The sequence below is a fragment of the Pseudomonas sp. 382 genome, from assembly GCF_002759075.1.
GTDB classification, from domain to species: domain Bacteria; phylum Pseudomonadota; class Gammaproteobacteria; order Pseudomonadales; family Pseudomonadaceae; genus Aquipseudomonas; species Aquipseudomonas vlassakiae.
This window is the reverse complement of the sequence record NZ_PEMX01000030.1, coordinates 22,241-43,592: the sequence shown is the minus strand read 5'-3', so window position 1 is coordinate 43,592 and position 21,352 is coordinate 22,241. Positions and strand designations below refer to the sequence as shown.

The following is a 21,352-nucleotide window of genomic DNA, read 5'->3' as shown; positions in this document are numbered from 1 at the left end:
GACCGTTAGTCGGCTACCGTGAAACTAATCAATTGATAGCGATCTGATTGCATTGCTTGTCGCAACTGCAGGTCTAGAGTATCAGCTGGATCCAATAGCAAGTCGAAGTCTGTCAAACAAGAGAAGCAGCATGGATGGCGCTTACCCCGAACCACTGGATGGCAAATCGGTTCTCCTGGTGGTAGACGATTACCCGGAAAACCTGATCAGTATGCGCGCCTTGCTGGCGCGCAACGATTGGCAAGTGTTGACTGCAAGCTCGGGGATGGAAGCCCTGGGGACGTTGCTGGAACACGAAGTCGATCTGGTACTGCTCGATGTGCAGATGCCGGAAATGGACGGCTTCGAGGTCGCCCGCCTGATGCGCGGCAGCCAGCGAACCCGGCTGACCCCGATTATCTTCCTCACTGCCAACGAGCAGTCCGATGCCGCCGTGCTCAAGGGCTACGCCAGTGGCGCGGTGGATTACCTGTTCAAACCGTTCGATCCACAGATTCTCAAGCCCAAGGTGCAGGCGCAGCTGGACCAGCAGCGCAGCCGGCGCATGCTGCAGCAGCTGACCCGCGAGCTGGAGACTGCCCGGGCGTTCAACGCCTCGATCCTGGAAAATGCCGCCGAAGGCATCCTGGTGGTCGACGCCGAGGGTGTCATCAGCTTTGCCAACCCGGCGATCTCGCGCTTGATGCACAGCTCGGTGGAGCACTTGCAGGGTGCCCATCTGCTCGATCTGCTGCAATTGGCCAATGCCACCTTGTGGAGCGAGTCGGAGTTCCGCAACGCCTACCTCGCACGGCAAATCGTGCGGGTCCATGATGCCCATCTGCGCACCCCCGGTGGCCAGCTGGTCCCCGTTGCGCTGTCATGCGCGCCGTTACCGGCGGAGCAGCAGGCCATGGTGGTCACGGTGCTGGACATGTCGGTGGAGCGTAACCTGCATCAGCAGCTCGAATACCAAGCGGTGACCGACCCGCTGACCGGGCTGCTCAACCGTCGCGGTTTCTACCAGGCCGCCGAAGGCGCGTTGCTGCGCGGCGAGCGTTCGAACAAGGCCCAGGCCCTGATGTACATGGACCTCGATGGCTTCAAGCGGATCAACGATTCGCTGGGCCACGAAGCGGGTGACCGGGTGCTGCTCTGGGTGGCCGAGCAGATCAAGGAATGCCTGGGCAGCGAGGCGCTGCTGGCACGTTTGGGCGGCGACGAGTTCACCGCATTGTTCGACGGCCTGCCCTACCCGGAGCAGGCCGGGCGCTATGCCGAAAAACTGCTCGAGAGGGTGTCGATCCAGCAGCAGGTGGACGGCATCGACATCTGCCTGGGCGTCAGCATCGGCATCGCCACCTTCCCTGACTGCGGGGGTAATGTCGAAGGCCTGCTGCGCGCGGCCGACACGGCGATGTATGCAGCCAAGCAGGCAGGTCGCCAGCAATACCGCTTCTATGATCAGGAGCTCAATGGTCGCGCCCGCTCGCGGTTGATGCTTGAAGACAGCGTGCGCAATGCCATCGAGGTACAGGATTTCAGCCTGGTGTATCAACCGCAGGTGGCCTTTGCCGATGGCAATCTCCGGGGCTTCGAGGCGCTGCTGCGCTGGCAGCACCCAAGTGTTGGCGATGTGCCGCCCGGGCTGTTCATACCCTTGCTGGAAGAGGCTCGGCTGATCAACCGCCTGGCCAGCTGGATCTACCGCCAGGGGGCTGCTCAGCGCCAGGCCTGGTGCCAGCGTTTCGACCCGGAGCTGGTGTTGGGTATCAGCTTGAGTCGCGCTCAATTCTCCATGCCCAGCCTGGTCGATGAACTGCAGCGGGTGATACAGGATTATCAGCTCGACCCGTCGCAACTGGAGGTCGAGGTCGCCGAGACCTCGCTGATGTACAACATCGACGCGGCGATCAAGCAGATTCACCGCCTGCGGGAACTGGGCGTTCGCGTGGCGCTGGACGATTTCGGCGCGGGCGACTGTTCGTTGCGCATGTTGCGCGACCTGCCCATCGACACCTTGAAGCTGGACCGCCATCTGGTGGCACGTCTGCCAGATTCGGCACCGGATGCCGCATTGGTGCGAAGTGTCATCGTCCTGTGTGCAGACTACGGCATCACCGTGATCGCAGAAGGGGTCGAAACGCAGGCCCAGGCTGCGTGGCTGAAGGCAAACGGTTGCGCCTACGTCCAGGGTTTTCTGGTCGCGCACCCGATGACAGCGGCCGATGCCACTGGCTTCCCGGTGATTTTTCCCTGGCTGCTGCCGTGATTGGCTAGAATCGGCATTCGTTACGCCGAATGCCATGCCATGACCGTATTACGCTATTTGCAAGCCTACCCACCGCACCTGCAGGAGCAGGTGCGGCAGATGATCGACAGCGACCGCCTGGGCGAATACTTGCAGCGCCGCTACCCGGGCCGCCATGACGTACAGAGCGACAAGGCGCTGTACGGCTATGCCCAGGACTTGCGCCAGCAATACCTGCGCAGTGCGCCAAACCTGGACAAGGTGCTGTTCGACAACCGCCTGGACCTGACCCATCGGGCCCTGGGGCTCAATACCGCGGTTTCGCGGGTGCAGGGCGGCAAGCTGAAGGCAAAGAAGGAAATCCGCATTGCCTCGCTGTTCAAGGAGGCAGCGCCCGAGTTCCTGCGCATGATCGTGGTGCACGAACTGGCGCACTTGCGCGAGCGCGATCACAACAAGGCGTTCTACCAGCTCTGCCAGCACATGGAGCCGGCCTACCACCAACTGGAATTCGACCTGCGCGTCTACCTGACCTACCGGGAGTTGCCAGGCAACCTGTAAGGATCACGCAGCATGGATGTAAGCAAGACCAAGAGCAGTTTCTACCGCCGCCTGTACGTGGCCTGGCTGATCGATAGCCAGACCGCCACCAGCGTGCCGGCGTTGATGGAGGCCACCGGTATGCCGCGGCGCACGGCACAGGACACCATCGCCGCACTCGCCGACCTGGACATCGTCTGCGAGTTCGAGCAGCAGGAAGGCGCACGCAACCATGCCGGGCATTACCGCATCCATGACTGGGGGGCGATCGACAAGCAGTGGATCATCCGGCACCTGCGGCAGATCAAGGCAGTACTGGGGTATCCATGACCTTGCGCATGCCGATATGCGGGATGCCATCCTCGAGGTACTGCTCCCCCACCACGGCAAAACCGTGCTGGGCATAGAACCGTTGCAGGTGTGCCTGCGCCGACAGATACACCGGTGTCCCGTGCCAGCAATGCCCGGCCGCTTCCAGCCCTTTCATCAGCAGCGGATGACCGAGTTTCAGCGCGCGTGCCTCGGGCGAGGTCACCACCCTGCCGATGACCACATCGCCGCCCTGCGACTGCGGATCGAGCAGGCGCAGGTAGGCCACCAGCTTGTCATCCTGCCAGCCCATGAGGTGCAGGGTGTCGCCCGTCAGGTCCTGGCCATCGACTTCCTGGTAGGCGCAGCGTTGCTCGACCACGAACACGGCGGTCCGCAGTTGCAGGATGGCATAGAGCTCATGTGTGTCGAGGTCGGAGTGGTGCTTGCAAAGCCAGTGGATGGACATTGTGTTAACTCCTCGAAATGGATGGCCGATCATCGCAAATTTCCCCGGCTCGGCCAAAATAGAGGCTAAATGACATCATTGGCCGCTGCCCGATTGGCAGCCTTTGTGTATTCTCATCTGCGCGTCGCCTTCCTCAGCGTGTGTCTTCCACTGCAAAAAGGACTTCTGCATGCGGCCACTGCTTCGCACGTTGGGCTTGCTGGGCCTGTTCCTGGCAGCACCTGTATCCGGCCAGGACAGATTGCGTCTGGTGGCTGACACCTGGCCCCCGTTCACCGACAGCGCCATGCCAGGCGGCGGCCTGGCGACCAGCCTGGTCACAACCGCGCTGACCCGCGCGGGGTACGCCAGCAGTTATGAGGAAGTGCCTTGGGCGCGAGCGTTGATGGGCGTTGGCGAGGGGCGCTACGACGTGCTGATCAACGCTTGGTACAACGACGCGCGCCAGCAGATCGGGCAGTTTTCCGAGGGCTACCTGAACAACCGCATTCGCCTGCTCAAGCGCAAGGGCGACACGTTCCGTTATAAAAGTCAGGGCGACCTTTATCCCTACAGCATCGCGGTGGTGCGTGACTACGCCTATTCACCCGCTTTCGATGGCGATACCCGCTTGCGCAAGGTGGCGGTGCGCAACTTCTCCACCGCGGTGCGCATGCTGGCAGCCGGCAGGGTGAACCTGGCCGTGGAAGACGAATATGTGGCGCGCTACAACCTGCAACGCGAGCCGCAGGACGTGCGCGATGGCGTGACATTGGTAGAGCCGCCGCTGGCGGAGAATACCCTGCATATTCTGGTGAGCCTGAAACACCCCGACCACCAGCAGATCGTCGAACGCTTCGAGCAGGCCATCGCAGGGATGAAGGCCGATGGCAGCTATGCGCGGCTGCTACGCCAGCATGGCTTCTGACCTTACCCCGCTCAAGCCGCCTGTGCTTCCTTGATGAGATGGGCGGCCAAGGTCCGCAGCGGCGCCAGCTGCCGGCAGATCAACGCCAGCTGTGTCTGCACCAACCGCTGGTGCTCATCCAGTTCTTCCGGCATTTGCTCGAGGGCGGCGGCCAGCGATTCTTCGGCATCACTGTGTATCGCTACCGGCAGCCGCGCAGCCAGGCCATTGGCAATCTCGTCCAGACTGTTGGCCAGGCTCTGCGCGGCACCATCGATCAACTGCTCCTGCACCTCTGCCGGCAAGGCCGTGTCGCGGTGCGCACCCAACCCTGACAGGTAGCTGAGCAAGGTGTGCGACAGCACCAGGAAGCGGAAGCCGACATCGGCCTCCTTACGGAAATGCCCCGGTTCCATGAGCATGTTGGCCAGGGTGGTCGACAGCGCCGCATCGGCGTTGTGGGCGTTGCGTCGGGCCAGGCGGTAGGCGAGATCGTCGCGCTTGCCATGGGCGTACTGCTGCATGATCTGGCGCAGGTACACGCTGGCACAGGCCAGGGTGTTGGCCAGCGCCTTGTTCAGGCGGCGGCCCTGCCAGTCGGGCAGGAACAGGAACACCGCAAGAATGGCAATCAGGCTACCGACCAAGGTATCGAACAGGCGTGGCAGGAACAGGCCGTAGCCGTCGCCGATCTGGTTGAAGCAGAACAGCACCATCAGCGTGATCGCTGCGGTGGCCAAGGTGTAGCGGGTGGTGCGGTTGACGAAGAACACTACGCCGGCAGCCACGGCGAACAGCGACTGGATGACCGGGTTGGGGAACAGGTCGAACAGGGCCCAGCCGACAGTCAGGCCGATCGCGGTGCCGAAGATCCGTTGCACCAGCTTGCGCCGGGTGGCGCCATAGTTGGGCTGACAGACGAACAGCGTGGTGAGGATGATCCAGTAGCCCTGGGTCGGGTGGATCAAGTGCACCATGCCGTAACCGATCGACAGTGCCAGCGGCAGGCGCAGGGCATGACGGAACAGCAGTGAGGTCGGTGTCAGCTGGGTGCGCAAGCGTGTCCATACGTCCTTCAGGTTGCGTGGTGAGCGGTCGAGCAGGCTGCTGTCACTGGCATCGGCCAGGCTGTCGGGGTTGCTGGCAGCGCTGAGCAAGCGGTCGAGGGTCGCCAGGTTGGCAGCCAGGGCGCGCAGCGAACGCAGCAGGCCGCGCCAGGCCGGGTTGCTCTGGATACGCAGGTGTTCAAGCGAGGCGTTGAGGTCTTCCAGGGCCTCGGCGAATCCGCTGGCCAATACGAATGGCTGGCGCAGGCGGATCGAGCGCGCCAGTTCCTGGCAGGAGGCCCCCTGTTTACGCAGCAGGCGCTGACAGCGGAACATCACATCACTGTGGAAGAACGCTTCGGTCAGAGCGTTGTAAGGGTAGTGCGAAGCGCTGACCCGTTCATGGATGTCCTGGGCCAGGAAATACAGCTTGAGGTAGCGGCTGACCTTGGAGTTCGGCTGGCTGTTGCCGACCCTGTGCAGGATGATTTCCTTGGCCGCGTTGAGCGCCGCGACCACTTTGCCATTCTGCCGGGCCAGTTCCAGGCGCTGGGCCTCGACATCAAGGTTACGGATCGGCTCGAACAGGCTGGCCTTGAGCTTCAGGTAGCTGCCTAGCTCGAAGAACAGCTTGGCCAGGCTCTGCTGCACCGGCTGGTTGGAAAACAGCGCCTGCCACAGCACCGAAAGCAGGCCGTACCAGGCGGCGCCTGCTACCAGCAGCATCGGCTCGTGCCAGAAGTCGCTGACCTGGCCGCCACGCTGGTCCACGCCGATCATGGTGTACACCGAGGTGATCAGCGTCGCCGAAGCAATTGCGCCATAGCGTTCGCCCAACGCGCCGAGCATGGTCAGGCCGAACGCTGCCAGCGCCAGCGCGCCGACGAAAATCCACGGGTAGGGGAACAGCAACTCGACTGCCAGCGCGGCGATGGCAAAGCAGGGAAGGGTCACGGCCAGGGCGCTGAGGCGGCCTTGCCAACTGTCGTCGGTCTCGGCCAGGGCGCTGGCGATGATGCCGAGGAACAGTGGAATCAGCAGTGCCATCTCGTTCTGGTACCAGCACAGGGCCAGGCTGCCGGTGAGGGCGATGGTGACCCGGATGCTGTAGCTGAACTTGTCTTGGCCCCACAGGCGACGCAGTGACTGACTGAACGAACTCGATGACATGATGGCCTGCTAGGCAGTGATCGAATGAGTGCATTGCAGCACGGCCAGCAAGAAGCGTTCCGTGCTGCTGAATGGATTCTACTCTACACGAACTGCGCAGCGGCGTTGGCGGATGCCCAGGCCCACTGGAAATTGAAACCACCCAGATGGCCGGTAACGTCGAGCACCTCGCCGATGAAATACAGGCCGGGGCTTTTCAGCGATTCCATGGTCTTGGATGACACTTCGCGGGTGTCCACGCCACCCAGGGTCACTTCTGCGGTGCGGTAGCCTTCGGTACCGGCCGGCACTACCTGCCAGTGCGACAGTTGTTCGGCGATCTGTGCCAGTTCCGCCGGGGTGTACTGTTTCATCGGCTTGGACTCGAACCACTGCTCGGCCAGCAGGTTGGCCAGCTTGCGGGTGAACACCTCGCCCAGCACGGTCTTCAGTTCGGCGTTGGCACGCTCCGCTTGCATCTGTTGCAGCCAGCTCAGCGCGTCGCAGTCGGGCAGCAGGTTGATCTCTACGGTATCGCCGGCTTCCCAGAACGACGAGATCTGCAGGATCGCCGGGCCGCTGAGGCCGCGATGGGTGAATAGCAGGTTTTCGCGGAAGCTGGTGCCGTTGCAACTGGCAGTGCAGTCCAGCGAAGTGCCCGACAATTCGGTGCACAGTGCCTTCAGTTGGGGCTCGGTGATGGTGAACGGCACCAGCCCGGCGCGGGTCGGCAGCAAGGTGTGGCCGAACTGGCGGGCCACCTGGTAACCGAAGCCGGTGGCGCCCAGGGTCGGGATCGACAGGCCGCCAGTGGCGATCACCAGCGACTGGCAGGCGAACTGCCCACCGCTGGTCTTCAGCAGGTAGCCGGTTTCGGTCTTCTCGATGTGTTCGATGCTGGTGTGCATGCGGATTTCGGCGCCCGCGTCGTCGCACTCGGCCAGCAGCATGTCGAGGATGTCGCTGGCCTTGTTGTCGCAGAACAGCTGGCCGAGCTTCTTCTCGTGGTACGGCACGCCATGCTTGCTCACCAGCTCGATGAAGTCCCACTGGGTGTAGCGGGCCAGGGCCGACTTACAGAAGTGCGCGTTCTGCGAGAGGAAGTTGGCCGGCTCGGTGTACAGGTTGGTGAAATTGCAGCGCCCGCCGCCTGACATGAGGATCTTCTTGCCGGGTTTGTTGGCGTGGTCGAGCAGCAACACCCGGCGCCCGCGGCGGGCGCTGAGCTGGGCGCACATCAGGCCGGCGGCGCCGGCGCCGAGGATGATCACGTCGGTGGAGTGCACGGTGTTACCTCTTCAGAATTGCCGGGGCTGCTTTGCAGCCCTTTCGCGACACAAGGCCGCTCCTACAGGAAAATGCGATCCCCTGTAGGAGCGGCCTTGTGTCGCGAAAGGGCCGCAAAGCGGCCCCAAAAATAGGTCAGACGATACGGACTTTCAGGGACCGGCCCTTGATCTTGCCGCTGTTCAGGCGCTGCATGGCCTGCTTGGCCAACGGCCGCTCCACAGCCACAAAGGCCTGGAAGTCGAAGATGGCGATCTTGCCCACCTGCTTGCCCGGGATCCCGGCATCACCGGTCAGCGCACCCAGAATGTCGCCCGGACGCAGCTTGTCCTTGCGCCCGGCTGCGATGCACAGCGTGCTCATCAGCGGCAGCAGCGGCGCGCCGCCCTGGTTCTTGAGGCTGTCCAACTGGTCCCAGCGCAGCGGGCTCTTCTGCAGGTCTTCGATGGCCTGGGCGCGGTGGCCTTCGGCTGGTGCTACCAGGCTGACCGCGACGCCTTTCTCGCCAGCGCGGCCGGTACGGCCGACGCGGTGCACATGGATCTCGGCATCGCGGGCCAGTTCGACGTTGATGACCATGTCCAGGCCGTCGATATCCAGGCCACGGGCCGCCACGTCAGTGGCCACCAGCACCGAGCTGCTGCGGTTGGCGAACATGGTGAGCACCTGGTCGCGGTCACGCTGTTCCAGGTCGCCGTGCAGGGCCTGCGCGACGATACCCTTGGCGGTCAGGTGGGCTACCACGTCCTCGCACTGCTGCTTGGTGAAGCAGAACGCCACGCACGACTGCGGGCGGTAGTGGCCAAGCACGCGAGTGACGGCTTCCAGACGTTGCTGCGGGTCGATCTCGATGAAACGCTGCTCGATCTGGTTGTCGGCGTGCAGGCTTTCGACCTTGACCTGCTGCGGTTTGCGCATGAAGTCGGCGGCCAGTTGCTCGATGCCGGCCGGGTAAGTGGCCGAGAACAGCAGGGTCTGGCGACGCGACGGGGTCTTGCCGATGATGCTGGCGATGGCGTCGAAGAAGCCCATGTCGAGCATGCGGTCGGCTTCGTCCAGCACCAGCGTGTTCAGGCCGTCGAGCACCAGGGTGCCTTTGTCCAGATGCTGCTGGATGCGCCCCGGGGTGCCGACGATGATGTGCGCACCGTGCTCCAGCGAGGCGATCTGCGGGCCCAGCGACACGCCGCCGCAAAGGGTGAGGATCTTGATGTTGTCCTCGGCGCGGGCCAGGCGGCGCAGCTCTTTGGCGACCTGGTCGGCCAGCTCGCGGGTCGGGCACAGCACCAGCGCCTGGCAGCCGAAGTAGCGCGGGTTGATCGGGTTGAGCAGGCCGATGCCGAAGGCGGCGGTCTTGCCACTGCCGGTCTTGGCCTGGGCGATCAGGTCCTGGCCGCGCAGGATGACAGGCAGGCTCTGGGCCTGGATCGGCGTCATCGAGGCATAGCCGAGGGCGTCCAGGTTGGCCAGCATGGCGGTGGACAGCGGCAAGTTGGCAAAGGCGGTGGATTCGGTGGTCACGAGGCGGGCCTGCGGTGCGAAGCGAAAAATGCCGCACAGTTTACCAGCCTCGTGGCCATTCGCCCTACGATTCCATGTGTTGTTCCGGACGACGGGCACGCCTTCCGTCCGTCGGCGACAGTTGCAGGAAGATCGCCGCCGCCAGCATGGCCATCACGCCGATGGTGACGAAGGTCAGCTGGAACGCGCCTAGCGTGGTTTCCACGCCGTCGGCGCTGCCCGCTGCGGTGAAGCCGCCGAGCAGGGCGCCGGCGCAGGCCACGCCGAGGCTCAGCGACAACTGCGCGACTACCGACAGCAGGCTGTTGCCACTGCTGGCGCTGGCGTCGTCGAGGTCGATCAGGGTCACTGTGTTCATGGCCGTGAACTGCATCGAGTTGACGGCGCCGAGCAGGGCCAACTGCACCAGCAGCAGCGCATACGGCGTCTGCTCGTCGACCAGGCCCAGGCTGGCCAGCAGGATGCCCAGCAGCAAGGTATTGCCGGTCAGCACGATGCGATAGCCCAGCCGCTCTATCAGCGAGCGGGCGACCGACTTGGCGAGCATCGCCGAGGCGGCCAGCGGAATCATGCTCATGCCGGCCTGGGCCGGCGAATAGCCCAGCGCCACCTGCAGCAGCAACGGCACCAGAAACGGCAGGGCCCCGCTGCCCAGGCGTGCGAACAGATTGCCCAGGATGCCGATGGCGAACGTGCGCACGCGGAACAGGCTGGGAGAGAACAGCGGTTCCGGGTCGCGCCCGGCGCGCAGCCAATAGGCCGCCAGGCAGGCCATGCCAGCGAACAGCAGCAACATCACCCGCAGGTGTGGCAGGTGCAGCTCGCCCAGGCCTTCCATGGCGATGGTGATCAGCACCATCGCCGCGCCGAACAGGATGAAGCCGGGGCCGTCGAAGCGGGTGCGCTCGGCCCCGCGCAGGTCGGGTATGAACTTCCACACGGCGTAGCAGCCCAGCGCACCGACTGGCAGGTTGAGCAGGAAGATCCAGTGCCAGCTGAGGATTTCCACCAGCCAGCCGCCCAGGGTCGGGCCCAGCAGCGGGCCGAGCAGGCCGGGGATGGTGATGAAGCTCATGATCCGCACCAGCTCGGTTCGCGGGTAGGCGCGCAGCACCACCAGGCGCCCGACGGGGAGCATCAGCGCGCCGCCCAGGCCCTGCACGATGCGGGCGAAGATCAGGAAGCCGAGGCTGTTGGCCGTGGCGCACAATAGCGAGCCGAAGCTGAACAGCATGATGGCGCTGAAGAAGATGCGCTTGGTGCCGAAGCGGTCGGCGATCCAGCCGGAGGCGGGGATCAGCAGGGCCACGGTGAGCATGTAGGCGATGATCACGCCCTGCATGCGCAGGGGGTCTTCAGCCAGCGAGCGGGCCATGGCCGGCAGGGCGGTATTGAGGATGGTGCCGTCCAGGGATTGCATGAAGAAGGCGATGGCCACCACCCAGGGCAGCCAGCGGGCGGTGGTCGGGTCCAGCGGGGTGCGTTCGGGCATGGCTTCCTCTTCCGTCAGTGCCGGCCCTTTCGCGGGCATGCCCGCTCCCACAGGTAGCGCATCACATCTGTGGGAGCGGGCGTGCCCGCGAAGAGGCCGGCAAGGCAAATCACAATGTCAAGGTCAGCCCTTTGACCAGCGCCCCCGGCAAATGACTCGACCCGGTACTGCGCTGCCCATAGGTGCTGGTCGACAGGATCATCTCGCGTTCGCGGGTCAGATCCTCCAGTTGGCTGCCGAGCAGGCTGTACAGGCTGTCATCGAAGCGCATGGTGCTCACCGGCCCCTGAATCTCGCCGTTCTCCACCCAGAAAGTGGCGAAACGGGTCAGCCCGGTCATGCGCGCCGCTGGCAGGTCAGAGTAGTTCAGGTACCACAGGTTGCTGATATACAGTCCGGTGCCGAGCCGCTCAAGGATCTGCTCGTTCGGCAAGTTGCCCGGCGCCAGGCTCAGCGCGCACGGCGACTCGTAGCTGTCGGCGCCATTGGCCCGCAACTCGAATTCCGCTGCGCTGCGGGCACTGACCAGCCGCTGCATTGCGTTACCCTGCTGGATCAACGGCACATCCAGGCGCGGCGAGCCCTCGTCGGAGAATGCCGGGCTCAGCGAGCCGCTGACCTGCTCGCTGAAACTGACCATCGGGTGCAGTTGCGCATCGCCATTGTACAGGCGCTGCAGGGCACTGTTGCCGGTGGCCAGCGCCTGTGCGGAAAAACCACCCCAGCAGAGCATGCCGGCGATTTCGTCCATGGCCGCAGGTGCCAGGTAGGCGCGGTAGCTGCCGGGCTTGAGGGTCACTGCCGGGCGGCCCAGGAAGCTCAGCTGTTCCCGTGCCAGGCGCAAGCGGGCAGCGAAGTCATCGGCGCTCCAGCGTTGGCCGGCATAATTGGCCTTCACCGCCTCACCGTTTTTGTGGAACAGGCTCCAGTCGACGTTGAAACTGTTGGCCTGGTGCCAGCCAATGGCCCCGAACGAGCTGGCAAAACCCCGGCAGATCGGGCCGGCGGCATAGATGCCGACCAGGTCCAGGTCGCCGGCCTCGCGTTCGAGCAGGGCCAGTACTTCGCTCATGGCGGGCAACGGCTGCTCCTGCTGGCTGTGGCTGTGCCATGCGCTTTCGTCCAGGCGCAGGTACGGGTCGATGGCCAGCAATGGTAGGGTCTGGCGCAACTGCTCCAGGGCAGCGATCAGGCGTTGCCGGTCAAGTTGCGCGTCGCCGCTCAGGGTCACCTGCTGCTCCGCCTGACGGCCATCGCGGATCAACCGCAGTTGCGCGCTGGCCTGGCTGACTTCGCCGGCCTGGCGCACCTTGGCGTGGTTGAAACGCACGAATTGCGACTGTTCTGCACTGTAGCCGAGGGTGAATTGCTCGTCGGCTTGCAGGGCGTGGCGCACATCCGCGAGCAGGGCTTCGAAAACCGGTTTCATCAGGCGTCTCCTCCGAATACATCGATCTGGCGGAACACGCAGGCGGGTGAGGCATGCCCGACCCGTACCACCTGGTTGGGTTCGCCCTTGCCACAGTTGGGCGTACCGAGGACCTGAAAGGTGCTGCGGTCGCCGACCGCCGTGAGGTTGCGCCAGAACTGTGCGGAGATGCCGCGGTAGTTAGGGTTCTTGACGATGCCCTTGAGCTCGCCATCCTCGATCAGCTGGCCCCATTCGCAGCCGAACTGGAACTTGTTGCGCGCATCGTCGATGGACCAGGAGCGGTTGGTGCGCATCAGGATGCCGTGCTCGATGCCCTGGATCAGCTGGTCGAGGGACTGGTCGCCCGGTTCGATATTGAGGTTGGCCATGCGGTCGATTGGTGCGCGGTTCCAGCCGCAGGCACGGCTGTTGGCAACCCCATCCAGGCCTGAGCGGAACTGCGACAGGGCGCCCCCCAACGGGCGCAGCAGCAGGCCATCGCGGATCAGGAACTGCTTGCTGGCAGCGGTCCCGTCATCATCGAAGCTGTAGCTGGCCAGCTCTTCGCCGATGGTCGGGTCGAAGGTCACGTTAAGCAGGCAGGAGCCGTATTGCAGGTGGCCGAAATCGCTGGCTTTGACGAAACTGGTGCCGGCGTAATTGCGCTCGTCGCCGAGTATGCGGTCCATCTCCAGCGGGTGGCCGATGGACTCGTGGATCTGCAGCATCATCTGGTCGGGCATCAGCAGCAGGTCGCGCGCGCCGCCAGGGGTGTTGGGTGCCAGCAGCAGTTGCAAGGCGTCATCGGCGACCTGACGGGCCGCGCCGACCAGACCACAGCGCTCGACGATTTCGAAACCCCCTTGCTGGCCGAAGTTGTCGCGGCCCAGGCTGCGGCTCTGGCTGTCCTGGCCGTCGCTGGCGGTAACGCTCAGGCCCGGGAACAGGAAGCGCTGGGCATGGCGCAGTTCGGCGCCAGCCGAGTTCAGGTAGGTCTGCTCGACCAGGCTCAGGCCCAGGCTCGCCTGCCAGTCCACCAGGCGGCTGTCCTTGGGCACGCTGGCCGATTCGGCGGCGAGCAGGCCAAGGCAATCGGCAAGGCTGGGTACCGGCTGGTCGAAGTTGGGTGAAATGTGGTCGTGGCGAGCATTGGTCGCTGGCTGTTCGCGCAGGTCGAGCAGGCTGAACGGGGCGATTTGTCGGGCCAGTGCCTCGGCCTGATCCAGTGCCCGTTGCAGGCCGGCCTGTGACAGGTCGGCGGTGGCTGCATAGGCTTCCACGCCATTGACCCGCACCGTGAGCATGGCGCCCTCGTCGTGGCTGAAGACGGGCGGCTCAGCAACATTGCGGCGAACCGAAAGCGCCTGGTGCGACTGCTTCACATGGCGCAGGGAAAACAACTCGGCCGTACTGCGCAGCGCAGCAAAGCGCTGGCGCAGCAGGGCGCTGGAATCGAACATCTGGAAGCCTCCGTTTTCACGGTGGCTCCCCCTAGAACCACCCGTCTTGCATGGTGAGGCAGGTGTCGTCGCGTGCCTCGAGCAATGCCAGGTCATTATGGCAGGCGGGGATTTCCCAGGTCAGGAAATAACGCGCGGCCTGCAGCTTGCCCTGGTAGAAGTCGCGGTCGGCGGCGTTGCCGTTGAGCACTCCAAGTTCGGCATGGATGGCCTGTTCCAGCCAGCGCCAGCCGATCACGCAGTGGCCGAAGACCTTGAGGTACAGGGCGGAATTGGCCAATGCGCCAGCGACCTTGCCCTGGGCCAGATCGCCAAGCAGCGCCAGGGTTACCGATTGCAGCCGGCTGACCAGTTGCTCCAGCGGCTGGCGTAGCGGGTCGAGGTTGGGGTGATGGCTGGCGCGTTCGGCAGTGGTGGCGATCAGGCGGATCAGCTGCTTGAGGCCGGCACCGTTGTTCTGCGCCAGCTTGCGGCCCAGCAGGTCAAGCGACTGGATGCCCTCGGTGCCTTCGTGGATCGGGTTCAGGCGGTTGTCACGGTAGTACTGCTCCACCGGATACTCGCGGGTGTAGCCGTGGCCGCCGAGAATCTGGATCGCCAGTTCGTTGGCCTTGAGGCAGAAGGCCGAGGGCCAGGACTTGACGATCGGGGTCAGCAGGTCGAGCAACTCCTGGGCCTGCTTGCGGGTGCTTTCGTCGCTGGAGGTGTGGGTATCATCGAAGAGTCGTGCGGCATACAGGCCCAGGTCGAAGGCGCCCTCCACGTAGGCTTTCTGCGCCAACAGCATGCGCTTCACATCGGTGTGCTCGATGATCGGCACCGCCGGGCTCTGCGGATCTTTGTTGTCCACCAGGCGGCCCTGCGGCCGCTGGCGAGCGTACTCCAGGGAGTAGAGGTAGCCGGCGTAGCCGAGCATCACCGCGCCCATGCCGACGCCGATGCGCGCCTCGTTCATCATCTGGAACATGCACGCCAGGCCCTGGTGCGGCTGGCCGACCAGGTAGCCGACGCACTGGCCGTTGTCGCCGAAGTTCAGCGCGGTGGACGTGGTGCCGCGCCAGCCCATCTTGTGGAACAGCCCGGCCAGCAGCACGTCGTTGCGCGGGCCACGGCTACCGTCCTGGTTGACCAGGTACTTGGGCACGATGAACAGAGAAATGCCTTTAACGCCGGGCGGTGCGTCCGGCAGCTTGGCCAGCACCATGTGCACGATGTTTTCCGATAGCTCGTGGTCGCCGCCAGAGATGAAGATCTTGTTGCCCTTGAGCCGGTAAGTGCCATCGCCAGCGGGTTCGGCGCGGGTGCGGATATCGGCCAGCGACGAACCGGCATGGGGCTCGGTCAGCGCCATGGTGCCGAAGTAGCGGCCTTCGATCATCGGCTGCAGGTACAGACGCTTCTGTTCCTCGGTGCCGAAGCTCTCGATCAGGTTGGCTGCGCCCATGGTCAGGAAAGGGTAGGCCGTGGTGCCGGCGTTGGCCGCCTGGAAGTGGGCGAAACAGGCCTGTGAGACCAGGCTGGGCAGTTGCATGCCGCCGACGTCGAAATCGCGGTTGGCGTTGAGGAAGCCGGCTTCGAGAAAGGCGTCGACGGCGGGCTTCACCTCAGGGATCAGTTCGGCGCGGCCGTCCACGTAGCGCGGCTCGTTTTCGTCGGCCTTGCGGTTGTGCGGGGCGAAGTACTTTTCGGCGATGGTGCGCGCGGTAGTGAGCGCCGCATCGAAGGTTTCGCGGCTGTGATCGGCAAAGCGCGGGCGCTGGGTCAGGGCTTCGGCGTCGAGGACTTCGTAGAGTTCGAAGGCCAGGTTGCGGGGGCTGAGCAGGGTCTCGAGCATGGTCGCGTTCCTGAGGCGGGGTGCTGCGAGTCTGGCGGAATAATGAAGTGAAGGGCAGGTTTATAAGCATGGGTGATGATGAGTAAGTCATCTAGGTGGCAGAAGCTCCCACCAGCCCTCCCCAAATAGGGATATGCCTACACGCTTTAAGGAAAGCTCCTGCAACCATAGCACTGAAAAAAGAGGTAGATGTTGTTCTTTGCTAGGAAGGAAGCCCTGTGGATAGAATTTGTCAGTCGCGCGATGTTTGGAAAGAAGAAATTAGCAGGATTGAAGATCCCTTCTTTGCCCAGTTCGTAGTCCGAGACTTACTGCAGAGAAATACTCAGCTGCGGGGGCTGAGCGAATTTCTTGGAGATTGTAGTTTGCCTGTGGGGCGAGCATTGCTCGGCGATGAAATAGAGCGCGCTTCGAAATTGGTGGGTGAGGGGAGATGGTTTCTTGTTCGCGAGGAGGTACGCTATCCCATTGACGTGGCGTGTTATCCCTCGTTGAAGTGGGCGCAATCAAAAACTGACTGTCAACTGCATGAAAGTAGATATACGGAGGCTGCGGGGCCTGGTAAATGGAGCACTTTTAGTATTGATGCAGATCGACTCTGGTCCAGTGTAGCCTTCGCGGCAAATTTCTTATCTTCACGGGGTGACGAAGGGCGTCTTTTTGCAAGCGAGGGTAAAGACTATGCCAATACCAGGCGCGTTGTGAGTCAGAGGTGGGTGCCGTTAAAAGCTAGTGAATGTGATTTCGCCAGGTTGTCGACAGTGCACCGCTATGGGACTGTGCGGAGAACAACGCAGTACTTTGTCGAGGCTAGTGATGATTGGGCGATAAGTGGCCAGTCTTGGCATTGGCGCCCTGTGGTGGCTAACGAGGTATATGAGTTTCGGGAAGGTGCATATTGACTGAGTCAAAGGCTAGGCTGCAGCAAATTTTATACTTGGTTTGGGCTGGCATGGATGCGTTTTACATCTGTTTGTATTCTCTGCGGAGCGCCGCCCGTGGAGGTGTGCCGTTCTGGTCGGATTTTAAAAGTGGCCTTGATGTTATGCGTATCTGGGAGGGGCCGGAAGCGCTGATATGGACCGGTCTGGTTTTGCAGGGCTCGGTAGCTGTCTCGTGCATCGGTTTTTATGCACGGAAAAAGTGGGTTGTCTATTTGGCGATGATGCAGTTGCCATTTAGATATTTCTTTATTGTTCCGTCAATTTCGGCAATCTTGGTTCTGCCGATGATCACGGCTGAAGTCAATAATTGGGTGTGGGGGGGATTGCTGTTATCTTCAGAGGTCATCAAAGGTTGGAGTCTATGGTGGTTGTGTCGTCAGGTTAGTCCGTTGAAGTGTCAACTTAAGCGCTAATGGGGGTATGGGAGGGTGGCGCCGCCCGCGCGGCGCATCGCGGGCAAGCCCGCTCCCACATTTGTTTCGGGCCAGTTACTCCTGTCCCGCCAACAGGACCCGCCTTGGTGCATGGCATTAGATCGATGAAAAGCAGTTGCGCCCACCTCAATATCGAAGGGAACAAACAAGGCGGTCCCTGTTGGCTTCATAGGAGAGATTGGCCCGAAACAGATGTGGGAGCGGGCTTGCCCGCGATGCGCCGCGCGGGCGGCGCTCGATCTCATAGGCGCTGAAAGAACCAAGGCATGCACCTGTCAGCCTTGATACTCCCTCAAGACATGCACCCATGAAAAAAGGAGAGCCGAAGCTCTCCTTATTCATCAACAACTCATGGCGTCAGCCAATGGTCATCAGGCTGGCGTTACCACCCGCCGCCGCCGTGTTCACACTTACCGCCCGCTCGATCACCAGGCGCTCCAGGGCAATCTGGTGGTCGCCGCTGGACAGCCCGTGCACGCCAACGATCGCCCCGGCACGCTTGGCCACCTGCTGGCACACGCCACGCAGCTGGTCGGAGTCGCCATGGTGGATCACGGCGTCGAACGCTACGTCATCCTTGTTCCAGTCCGCCACCAGCTTGACCTTGGCCTGCAGCTCGCGTGGCAGGCGGCCGCGCAGGGTCTTGCCTGGCTCGCTGTCAGCCCACACTGCCGAGCTGCCCACTGCCAGCACGGCAGCGAACTGTGCCAGCAGGTCGGCCTCGTTGTCCGCCAGGCACAGCACGTGCTCGCGCGGCAGGATGGTATAGGTGTTGCGCTCACCGGTCGGGCCTGGCAGCAAGCGGGCGATGCCGCTCTGCGACTGGCCGGCGAACTGGCTGCACAGGGCGGCCAGGTCGGCGTGCTGGTTGCTCTCGGCCCAGGCCTTGAGCGCGTGCAGCGGCTTGATCAGCTGGTCGTGCAGGGTACGGTCCGGCTGGCCTTCGCCATCCTGCTGCTGGAAGTGGCGGCCAATGGCGTCGGCCGGGCGGGTCGACAGCAGGCGGTACAGGTACAGTGGGCCGCCGGCTTTCGGGCCGGTGCCGGACAGGCCTTCACCACCGAACGGCTGCACACCGACCACGGCGCCAACGATGTTGCGGTTGACGTACATGTTGCCGGCGTTGGCAGTCTCCACCACCTTGGCGATGGTCTCGTCGATGCGGGTGTGCACGCCAAGGGTCAGGCCATACCCGGACGCGTTGATCTGCTCGATCAGCTGGTCCAGGTTGCGGCGGTTGTAGCGCACCACGTGCAGCACCGGGCCAAAGATTTCACGTTTCAGTTCGTCGAAACTGTCCAGTTCGATCAGGGTTGGCATGACGAAGGTGCCACGCTTGATCTCGGCCGCGTCGGCGATTGCGACTTGGTAGACCGTGCGGCCTTTCTCGCGCATGCCCTGGATATGCTTCTCGATACCGGCCTTGGCTTCTGCGTCGATCACCGGGCCGATGTCCACGGCCAGGCGGTCCGGGCAGCCCAGGCGGCTTTCGGCCATGGCGCCCTTGAGCATCTCGATCACGCGGTCGGCGGAGTCTTCCTGCAGGCAAAGTACGCGCAGTGCCGAGCAGCGCTGGCCGGCGCTATCGAAGGCCGAGGACACCACGTCGATCACCACCTGCTCGGTCAGTGCCGAGGAGTCGACGATCATGGCGTTCTGGCCGCCGGTTTCGGCGATCAGCGGGATCGGCCTGCCCTGGTTGTCCAGGCGGCCAGCGACATTACGCTGGAGCAGGCGGGCAACTTCGGTGGAGCCGGTGAACATCACGCCCTTGACGCGCTCGTCACCGACCAGGCCGGCACCGACGGTTTCGCCGCGGCCTGGCAGCAGTTGCAGCACCCCTTCCGGAATACCGGCCTCCAGCAGCAGGCGCACGGCCTGAGCGGCGATCAGTGGGGTCTGTTCGGCAGGTTTGGCCAGTACCGGGTTGCCGGCCGCCAGGGCGGCGGCAACCTGGCCGGTGAAGATCGCCAGCGGGAAGTTCCACGGGCTGATGCACACCACCGGGCCCAGCGGGCGGTGGGCGTCGTTGCTGAAGTCGTTGCGTGCCTGCACCGCGTAGTAGCGCAGGAAGTCCACGGCTTCGCGCACTTCGGCGATGGCGTTGGCAAAGGTCTTGCCAGCCTCGCGGATGAGCAGGCCCATCAACGGCTGGATCTCTGCTTCCATCAGGTCTGCGGTGCGCTCAAGGATCGCGGCACGCTCGGCAGGTGGGGTGGCTTGCCAGATAGGGGCAGCGTTCAGCGCGCACTGAATGGCATTGTCGACATCGGCAACGGTGGCTTCCTGCACGTGACCGACCACGTCGCGATGATCGGCCGGGTTCAGAACCGGCACGGCAGCGGCTTCGCTGGCGGTGCAGGCCAGCATCGGCGTGGCTTTCCAATCATTGTTGGCAGTGGCCAGCATGGCGCAGGACAGCGATGCCAGGCGGTGTTCGTTGGCCATGTCGATGCCGGCCGAATTGGCGCGCTCGTTGCCATACAGTTCACGCGGCAGCGGGATGCGTGGGTGTGGCAGGCCGATGCTACCTTCCTGGGTGCCCATGCGTTCGATGCTGGCGACCGGGTCGGCGACCAGTTCCTGGATCGAAATCGAGTGGTCGGCGATGCGGTTGACGAACGAGGTGTTGGCGCCGTTTTCCAGCAGACGGCGGACCAGGTAGGCCAGCAGGGTTTCATGGGTGCCGACTGGCGCGTACACGCGGCACGGACGGTTCAGCTTGCCGTCGGCGACCTTGCCTACGACCTGTTCGTAGAGCGGCTCGCCCATGCCGTGCAGGCACTGGAACTCGTACTGACCCGGGTAATAGTTCTGGCCAGCGATGTGGTAGATGGCCGACAGCGTGTGAGCGTTGTGGGTGGCGAACTGCGGGTAGATGGCTTCCGGCACGGCCAGCAGCTTGCGGGCGCAGGCGACGTAGGACACGTCGGTGTACACCTTGCGGGTGTAGACCGGGTAGCCTTCCAGGCCTTCGACTTGGGCACGCTTGATCTCGCTGTCCCAGTAGGCGCCTTTCACCAGGCGGATCATCAGGCGGTGGCGGCTGCGCTTGGCCAGGTCGATGACATAGTCGATCACGTACGGGCAGCGCTTCTGATAGGCCTGGATGACGAAGCCGATACCGTTCCAGCCCGCCAGGGCCGGCTCGAAGCACAGGCGCTCGAGCAGGTCGAGGGACAATTCCAGGCGGTCGGCCTCTTCGGCGTCGATGTTCAGGCCGATGTCATATTGCTTGGCCAGCAGGGTCAGCGACAGCAGACGCGGGTACAGCTCTTCCATCACGCGCTCGTACTGGGCCCGGCTGTAGCGTGGGTGGAGCGCCGACAGCTTGATCGAGATGCCTGGGCCCTCATAGATGCCGCGGCCATGGGAGGCCTTGCCGATCGAGTGAATCGCCTGCTCGTAGGACGCCAGGTACTTCTGTGCATCATGCTCGGTCAGTGCGGCTTCGCCGAGCATGTCATAGGAATAACGGAAGCCTTTGGCTTCGAAGCGGCTGGCGTTGGCCAGGGCCTCTGCGATGGTTTCGCCAGTGACGAACTGCTCGCCCATCAGGCGCATGGCCATGTCGACACCCTTGCGGATCATCGGCTCGCCGCTCTTGCCGATGATGCGGGTGAGCGAGGAGGTAAGGCCGGCTTCATTATGGGTGGAGACCAGCTTGCCGGTCAGCAGCAGGCCCCAGGTCGCAGCGTTGACGAACAGCGACGGGCTATTGCCGAGGTGCGGCTGCCAGTTGCCGTTGCTGATCTTGTCGCGAATCAGGGCGTCGCGGGTACCTTTGTCAGGGATGCGCAGCAAGGCTTCGGCCAGGCACATCAGGGCGACGCCTTCCTGGGAAGACAGGGAAAACTCTTGGAGCAGGCCCTGAACGATGCCGGCACGGCCGCCAGCACTCTTCTGGTTACGTAGCTTTTCGGCGATACCCGCGGCGAGCTTGTTGGTGGCTTCGGCCAGCGGGGCGCTCAAGCGCGCCTGCTCCAGCAGCATCGGCACGACTTCCTGCTCGGGGCGGCGGTAGGCGGCGGTGATCGCCGAGCGCAGCACCGACTGCGGCAGGATGCTCTCGGCAAATTCGAGGAAGCACTGGTGGCTGTGGTCTGGCTGGACTTCGCCAGCGTCATCGGCCAGGTTGCTGGCGTGACCGTTGAGTTCGGTCAGGGTGGCGCCACCCTCGAGCTTCTCCAGGTAATTGAAGATCGCTTGCTTGATCAACCAGTGCGGCGTGCGGTCGATGGACTGCGCAGCTGCTTTGAGTCGCTCACGGGTCGGGTCATCAAGTTTGACCCCAAGGGTGGTCGTCGCCAATTTCTTATCCTCGTTATTGCCACGGGTGT

14 protein-coding genes are annotated in these 21,352 nt (G+C 63.5%); 5 read left to right on the top strand and 9 right to left on the bottom strand.

Annotated elements, in window-relative coordinates; all coding sequences use genetic code 11:
- The first annotated feature begins 130 nt into the window (after positions 1 to 130).
- Genes CQW31_RS24485 through CQW31_RS24475 form a run of 3 tightly spaced genes read left to right on the top strand, consistent with a single transcriptional unit; the run spans position 131 to position 3,100 of the window.
- Positions 131 to 2,251 (top strand): bifunctional diguanylate cyclase/phosphodiesterase, encoded by a 2,121-nt coding sequence (locus tag CQW31_RS24485; protein WP_099815598.1) that lies wholly within the window; start codon positions 131 to 133, stop codon positions 2,249 to 2,251.
- Between the two features lie 39 nt (positions 2,252 to 2,290).
- Positions 2,291 to 2,791, top strand: coding sequence for a M48 family metallopeptidase (locus tag CQW31_RS24480; protein ID WP_027920691.1), 501 nt, complete (start codon positions 2,291 to 2,293; stop codon positions 2,789 to 2,791).
- 12 nt (positions 2,792 to 2,803) lie between these two features.
- Positions 2,804 to 3,100, top strand: a complete 297-nt coding sequence (locus CQW31_RS24475; RefSeq protein WP_054887923.1) for a helix-turn-helix domain-containing protein — start codon at positions 2,804 to 2,806, stop codon at positions 3,098 to 3,100.
- On the opposite strand, the gene CQW31_RS24470 is transcribed toward CQW31_RS24475, so the two are convergent.
- Complete coding sequence (locus CQW31_RS24470; RefSeq protein WP_099815597.1) at positions 3,075 to 3,548, bottom strand: GNAT family N-acetyltransferase; 474 nt, start codon at positions 3,546 to 3,548, stop codon at positions 3,075 to 3,077. The two genes, CQW31_RS24475 and CQW31_RS24470, sit on opposite strands and share 26 nt — an antisense overlap.
- 169 nt (positions 3,549 to 3,717) lie before the next feature.
- Here CQW31_RS24470 and CQW31_RS24465 point away from each other — a divergent pair, with 169 nt between their 5' ends.
- Positions 3,718 to 4,455, top strand: coding sequence for an ABC transporter substrate-binding protein (locus CQW31_RS24465; protein WP_054887921.1), 738 nt, complete (start codon positions 3,718 to 3,720; stop codon positions 4,453 to 4,455).
- Positions 4,456 to 4,466: 11 nt separating this feature from the next.
- On the opposite strand, the gene yccS is transcribed toward CQW31_RS24465, so the two are convergent.
- The 7 genes from yccS to CQW31_RS24430 form a co-directional block, all read right to left on the bottom strand.
- A complete protein-coding gene (yccS, locus tag CQW31_RS24460) occupies positions 4,467 to 6,650 on the bottom strand; it encodes a YccS family putative transporter (RefSeq protein WP_099815596.1) in 2,184 nt (727 codons plus the stop codon).
- Positions 6,651 to 6,733: 83 nt separating this feature from the next.
- Positions 6,734 to 7,915: an NAD(P)/FAD-dependent oxidoreductase gene (locus CQW31_RS24455; RefSeq protein WP_099815595.1), complete on the bottom strand. Its 1,182-nt coding sequence runs from the start codon at positions 7,913 to 7,915 to the stop codon at positions 6,734 to 6,736.
- Between the two features lie 136 nt (positions 7,916 to 8,051).
- Positions 8,052 to 9,389 (bottom strand): ATP-dependent RNA helicase DbpA, encoded by a 1,338-nt coding sequence (gene dbpA / locus CQW31_RS24450; protein ID WP_249342290.1) that lies wholly within the window; start codon positions 9,387 to 9,389, stop codon positions 8,052 to 8,054.
- 112 nt (positions 9,390 to 9,501) lie between these two features.
- Entirely contained in the window at positions 9,502 to 10,929 is a 1,428-nt protein-coding gene (gene mdtD / locus CQW31_RS24445) for a multidrug transporter subunit MdtD (RefSeq protein WP_099815611.1), read from the bottom strand.
- A gap of 109 nt (positions 10,930 to 11,038) precedes the next feature.
- The gene (locus CQW31_RS24440) at positions 11,039 to 12,358 is read right to left on the bottom strand and encodes a TldD/PmbA family protein (RefSeq protein ID WP_099815593.1); all 1,320 of its coding nucleotides are present in this window, start codon (positions 12,356 to 12,358) and stop codon (positions 11,039 to 11,041) included.
- Positions 12,358 to 13,800, bottom strand: coding sequence for a TldD/PmbA family protein (locus CQW31_RS24435; RefSeq protein WP_099815592.1), 1,443 nt, complete (start codon positions 13,798 to 13,800; stop codon positions 12,358 to 12,360). Before CQW31_RS24435 ends, CQW31_RS24440 begins: the two co-directional genes overlap by 1 nt.
- A gap of 31 nt (positions 13,801 to 13,831) precedes the next feature.
- Entirely contained in the window at positions 13,832 to 15,634 is a 1,803-nt protein-coding gene (locus CQW31_RS24430) for an acyl-CoA dehydrogenase (protein ID WP_099815591.1), read from the bottom strand.
- Positions 15,635 to 16,532: 898 nt separating this feature from the next.
- On the opposite strand from CQW31_RS24430, the gene CQW31_RS24425 reads away from it, so the two are divergent.
- Positions 16,533 to 16,991, top strand: coding sequence for a hypothetical protein (locus CQW31_RS24425; protein ID WP_249342234.1), 459 nt, complete (start codon positions 16,533 to 16,535; stop codon positions 16,989 to 16,991).
- Between the two features lie 378 nt (positions 16,992 to 17,369).
- Here the strand turns inward: CQW31_RS24425 and putA are convergent, their stop codons facing one another.
- Entirely contained in the window at positions 17,370 to 21,323 is a 3,954-nt protein-coding gene (gene putA / locus CQW31_RS24415) for a trifunctional transcriptional regulator/proline dehydrogenase/L-glutamate gamma-semialdehyde dehydrogenase (protein ID WP_099815590.1), read from the bottom strand.
- Positions 21,324 to 21,352 lie beyond the last annotated feature (29 nt).

Coding starts and splice junctions, on each gene's coding strand:
- dbpA (WP_249342290.1), bottom strand. CDS start 9,389: ATGCTGGCCAACCTGGACGCCCTCGGCTATGCCTCGATGACGCCGATC.
- CQW31_RS24480 (WP_027920691.1), top strand. CDS start 2,291: ATGACCGTATTACGCTATTTGCAAGCCTACCCACCGCACCTGCAGGAG.
- CQW31_RS24475 (WP_054887923.1), top strand. CDS start 2,804: ATGGATGTAAGCAAGACCAAGAGCAGTTTCTACCGCCGCCTGTACGTG.
- CQW31_RS24435 (WP_099815592.1), bottom strand. CDS start 13,800: ATGTTCGATTCCAGCGCCCTGCTGCGCCAGCGCTTTGCTGCGCTGCGC.
- CQW31_RS24470 (WP_099815597.1), bottom strand. CDS start 3,548: ATGTCCATCCACTGGCTTTGCAAGCACCACTCCGACCTCGACACACAT.
- CQW31_RS24465 (WP_054887921.1), top strand. CDS start 3,718: ATGCGGCCACTGCTTCGCACGTTGGGCTTGCTGGGCCTGTTCCTGGCA.
- CQW31_RS24440 (WP_099815593.1), bottom strand. CDS start 12,358: ATGAAACCGGTTTTCGAAGCCCTGCTCGCGGATGTGCGCCACGCCCTG.
- yccS (WP_099815596.1), bottom strand. CDS start 6,650: ATGTCATCGAGTTCGTTCAGTCAGTCACTGCGTCGCCTGTGGGGCCAA.
- CQW31_RS24485 (WP_099815598.1), top strand. CDS start 131: ATGGATGGCGCTTACCCCGAACCACTGGATGGCAAATCGGTTCTCCTG.
- CQW31_RS24430 (WP_099815591.1), bottom strand. CDS start 15,634: ATGCTCGAGACCCTGCTCAGCCCCCGCAACCTGGCCTTCGAACTCTAC.
- mdtD (WP_099815611.1), bottom strand. CDS start 10,929: ATGCCCGAACGCACCCCGCTGGACCCGACCACCGCCCGCTGGCTGCCC.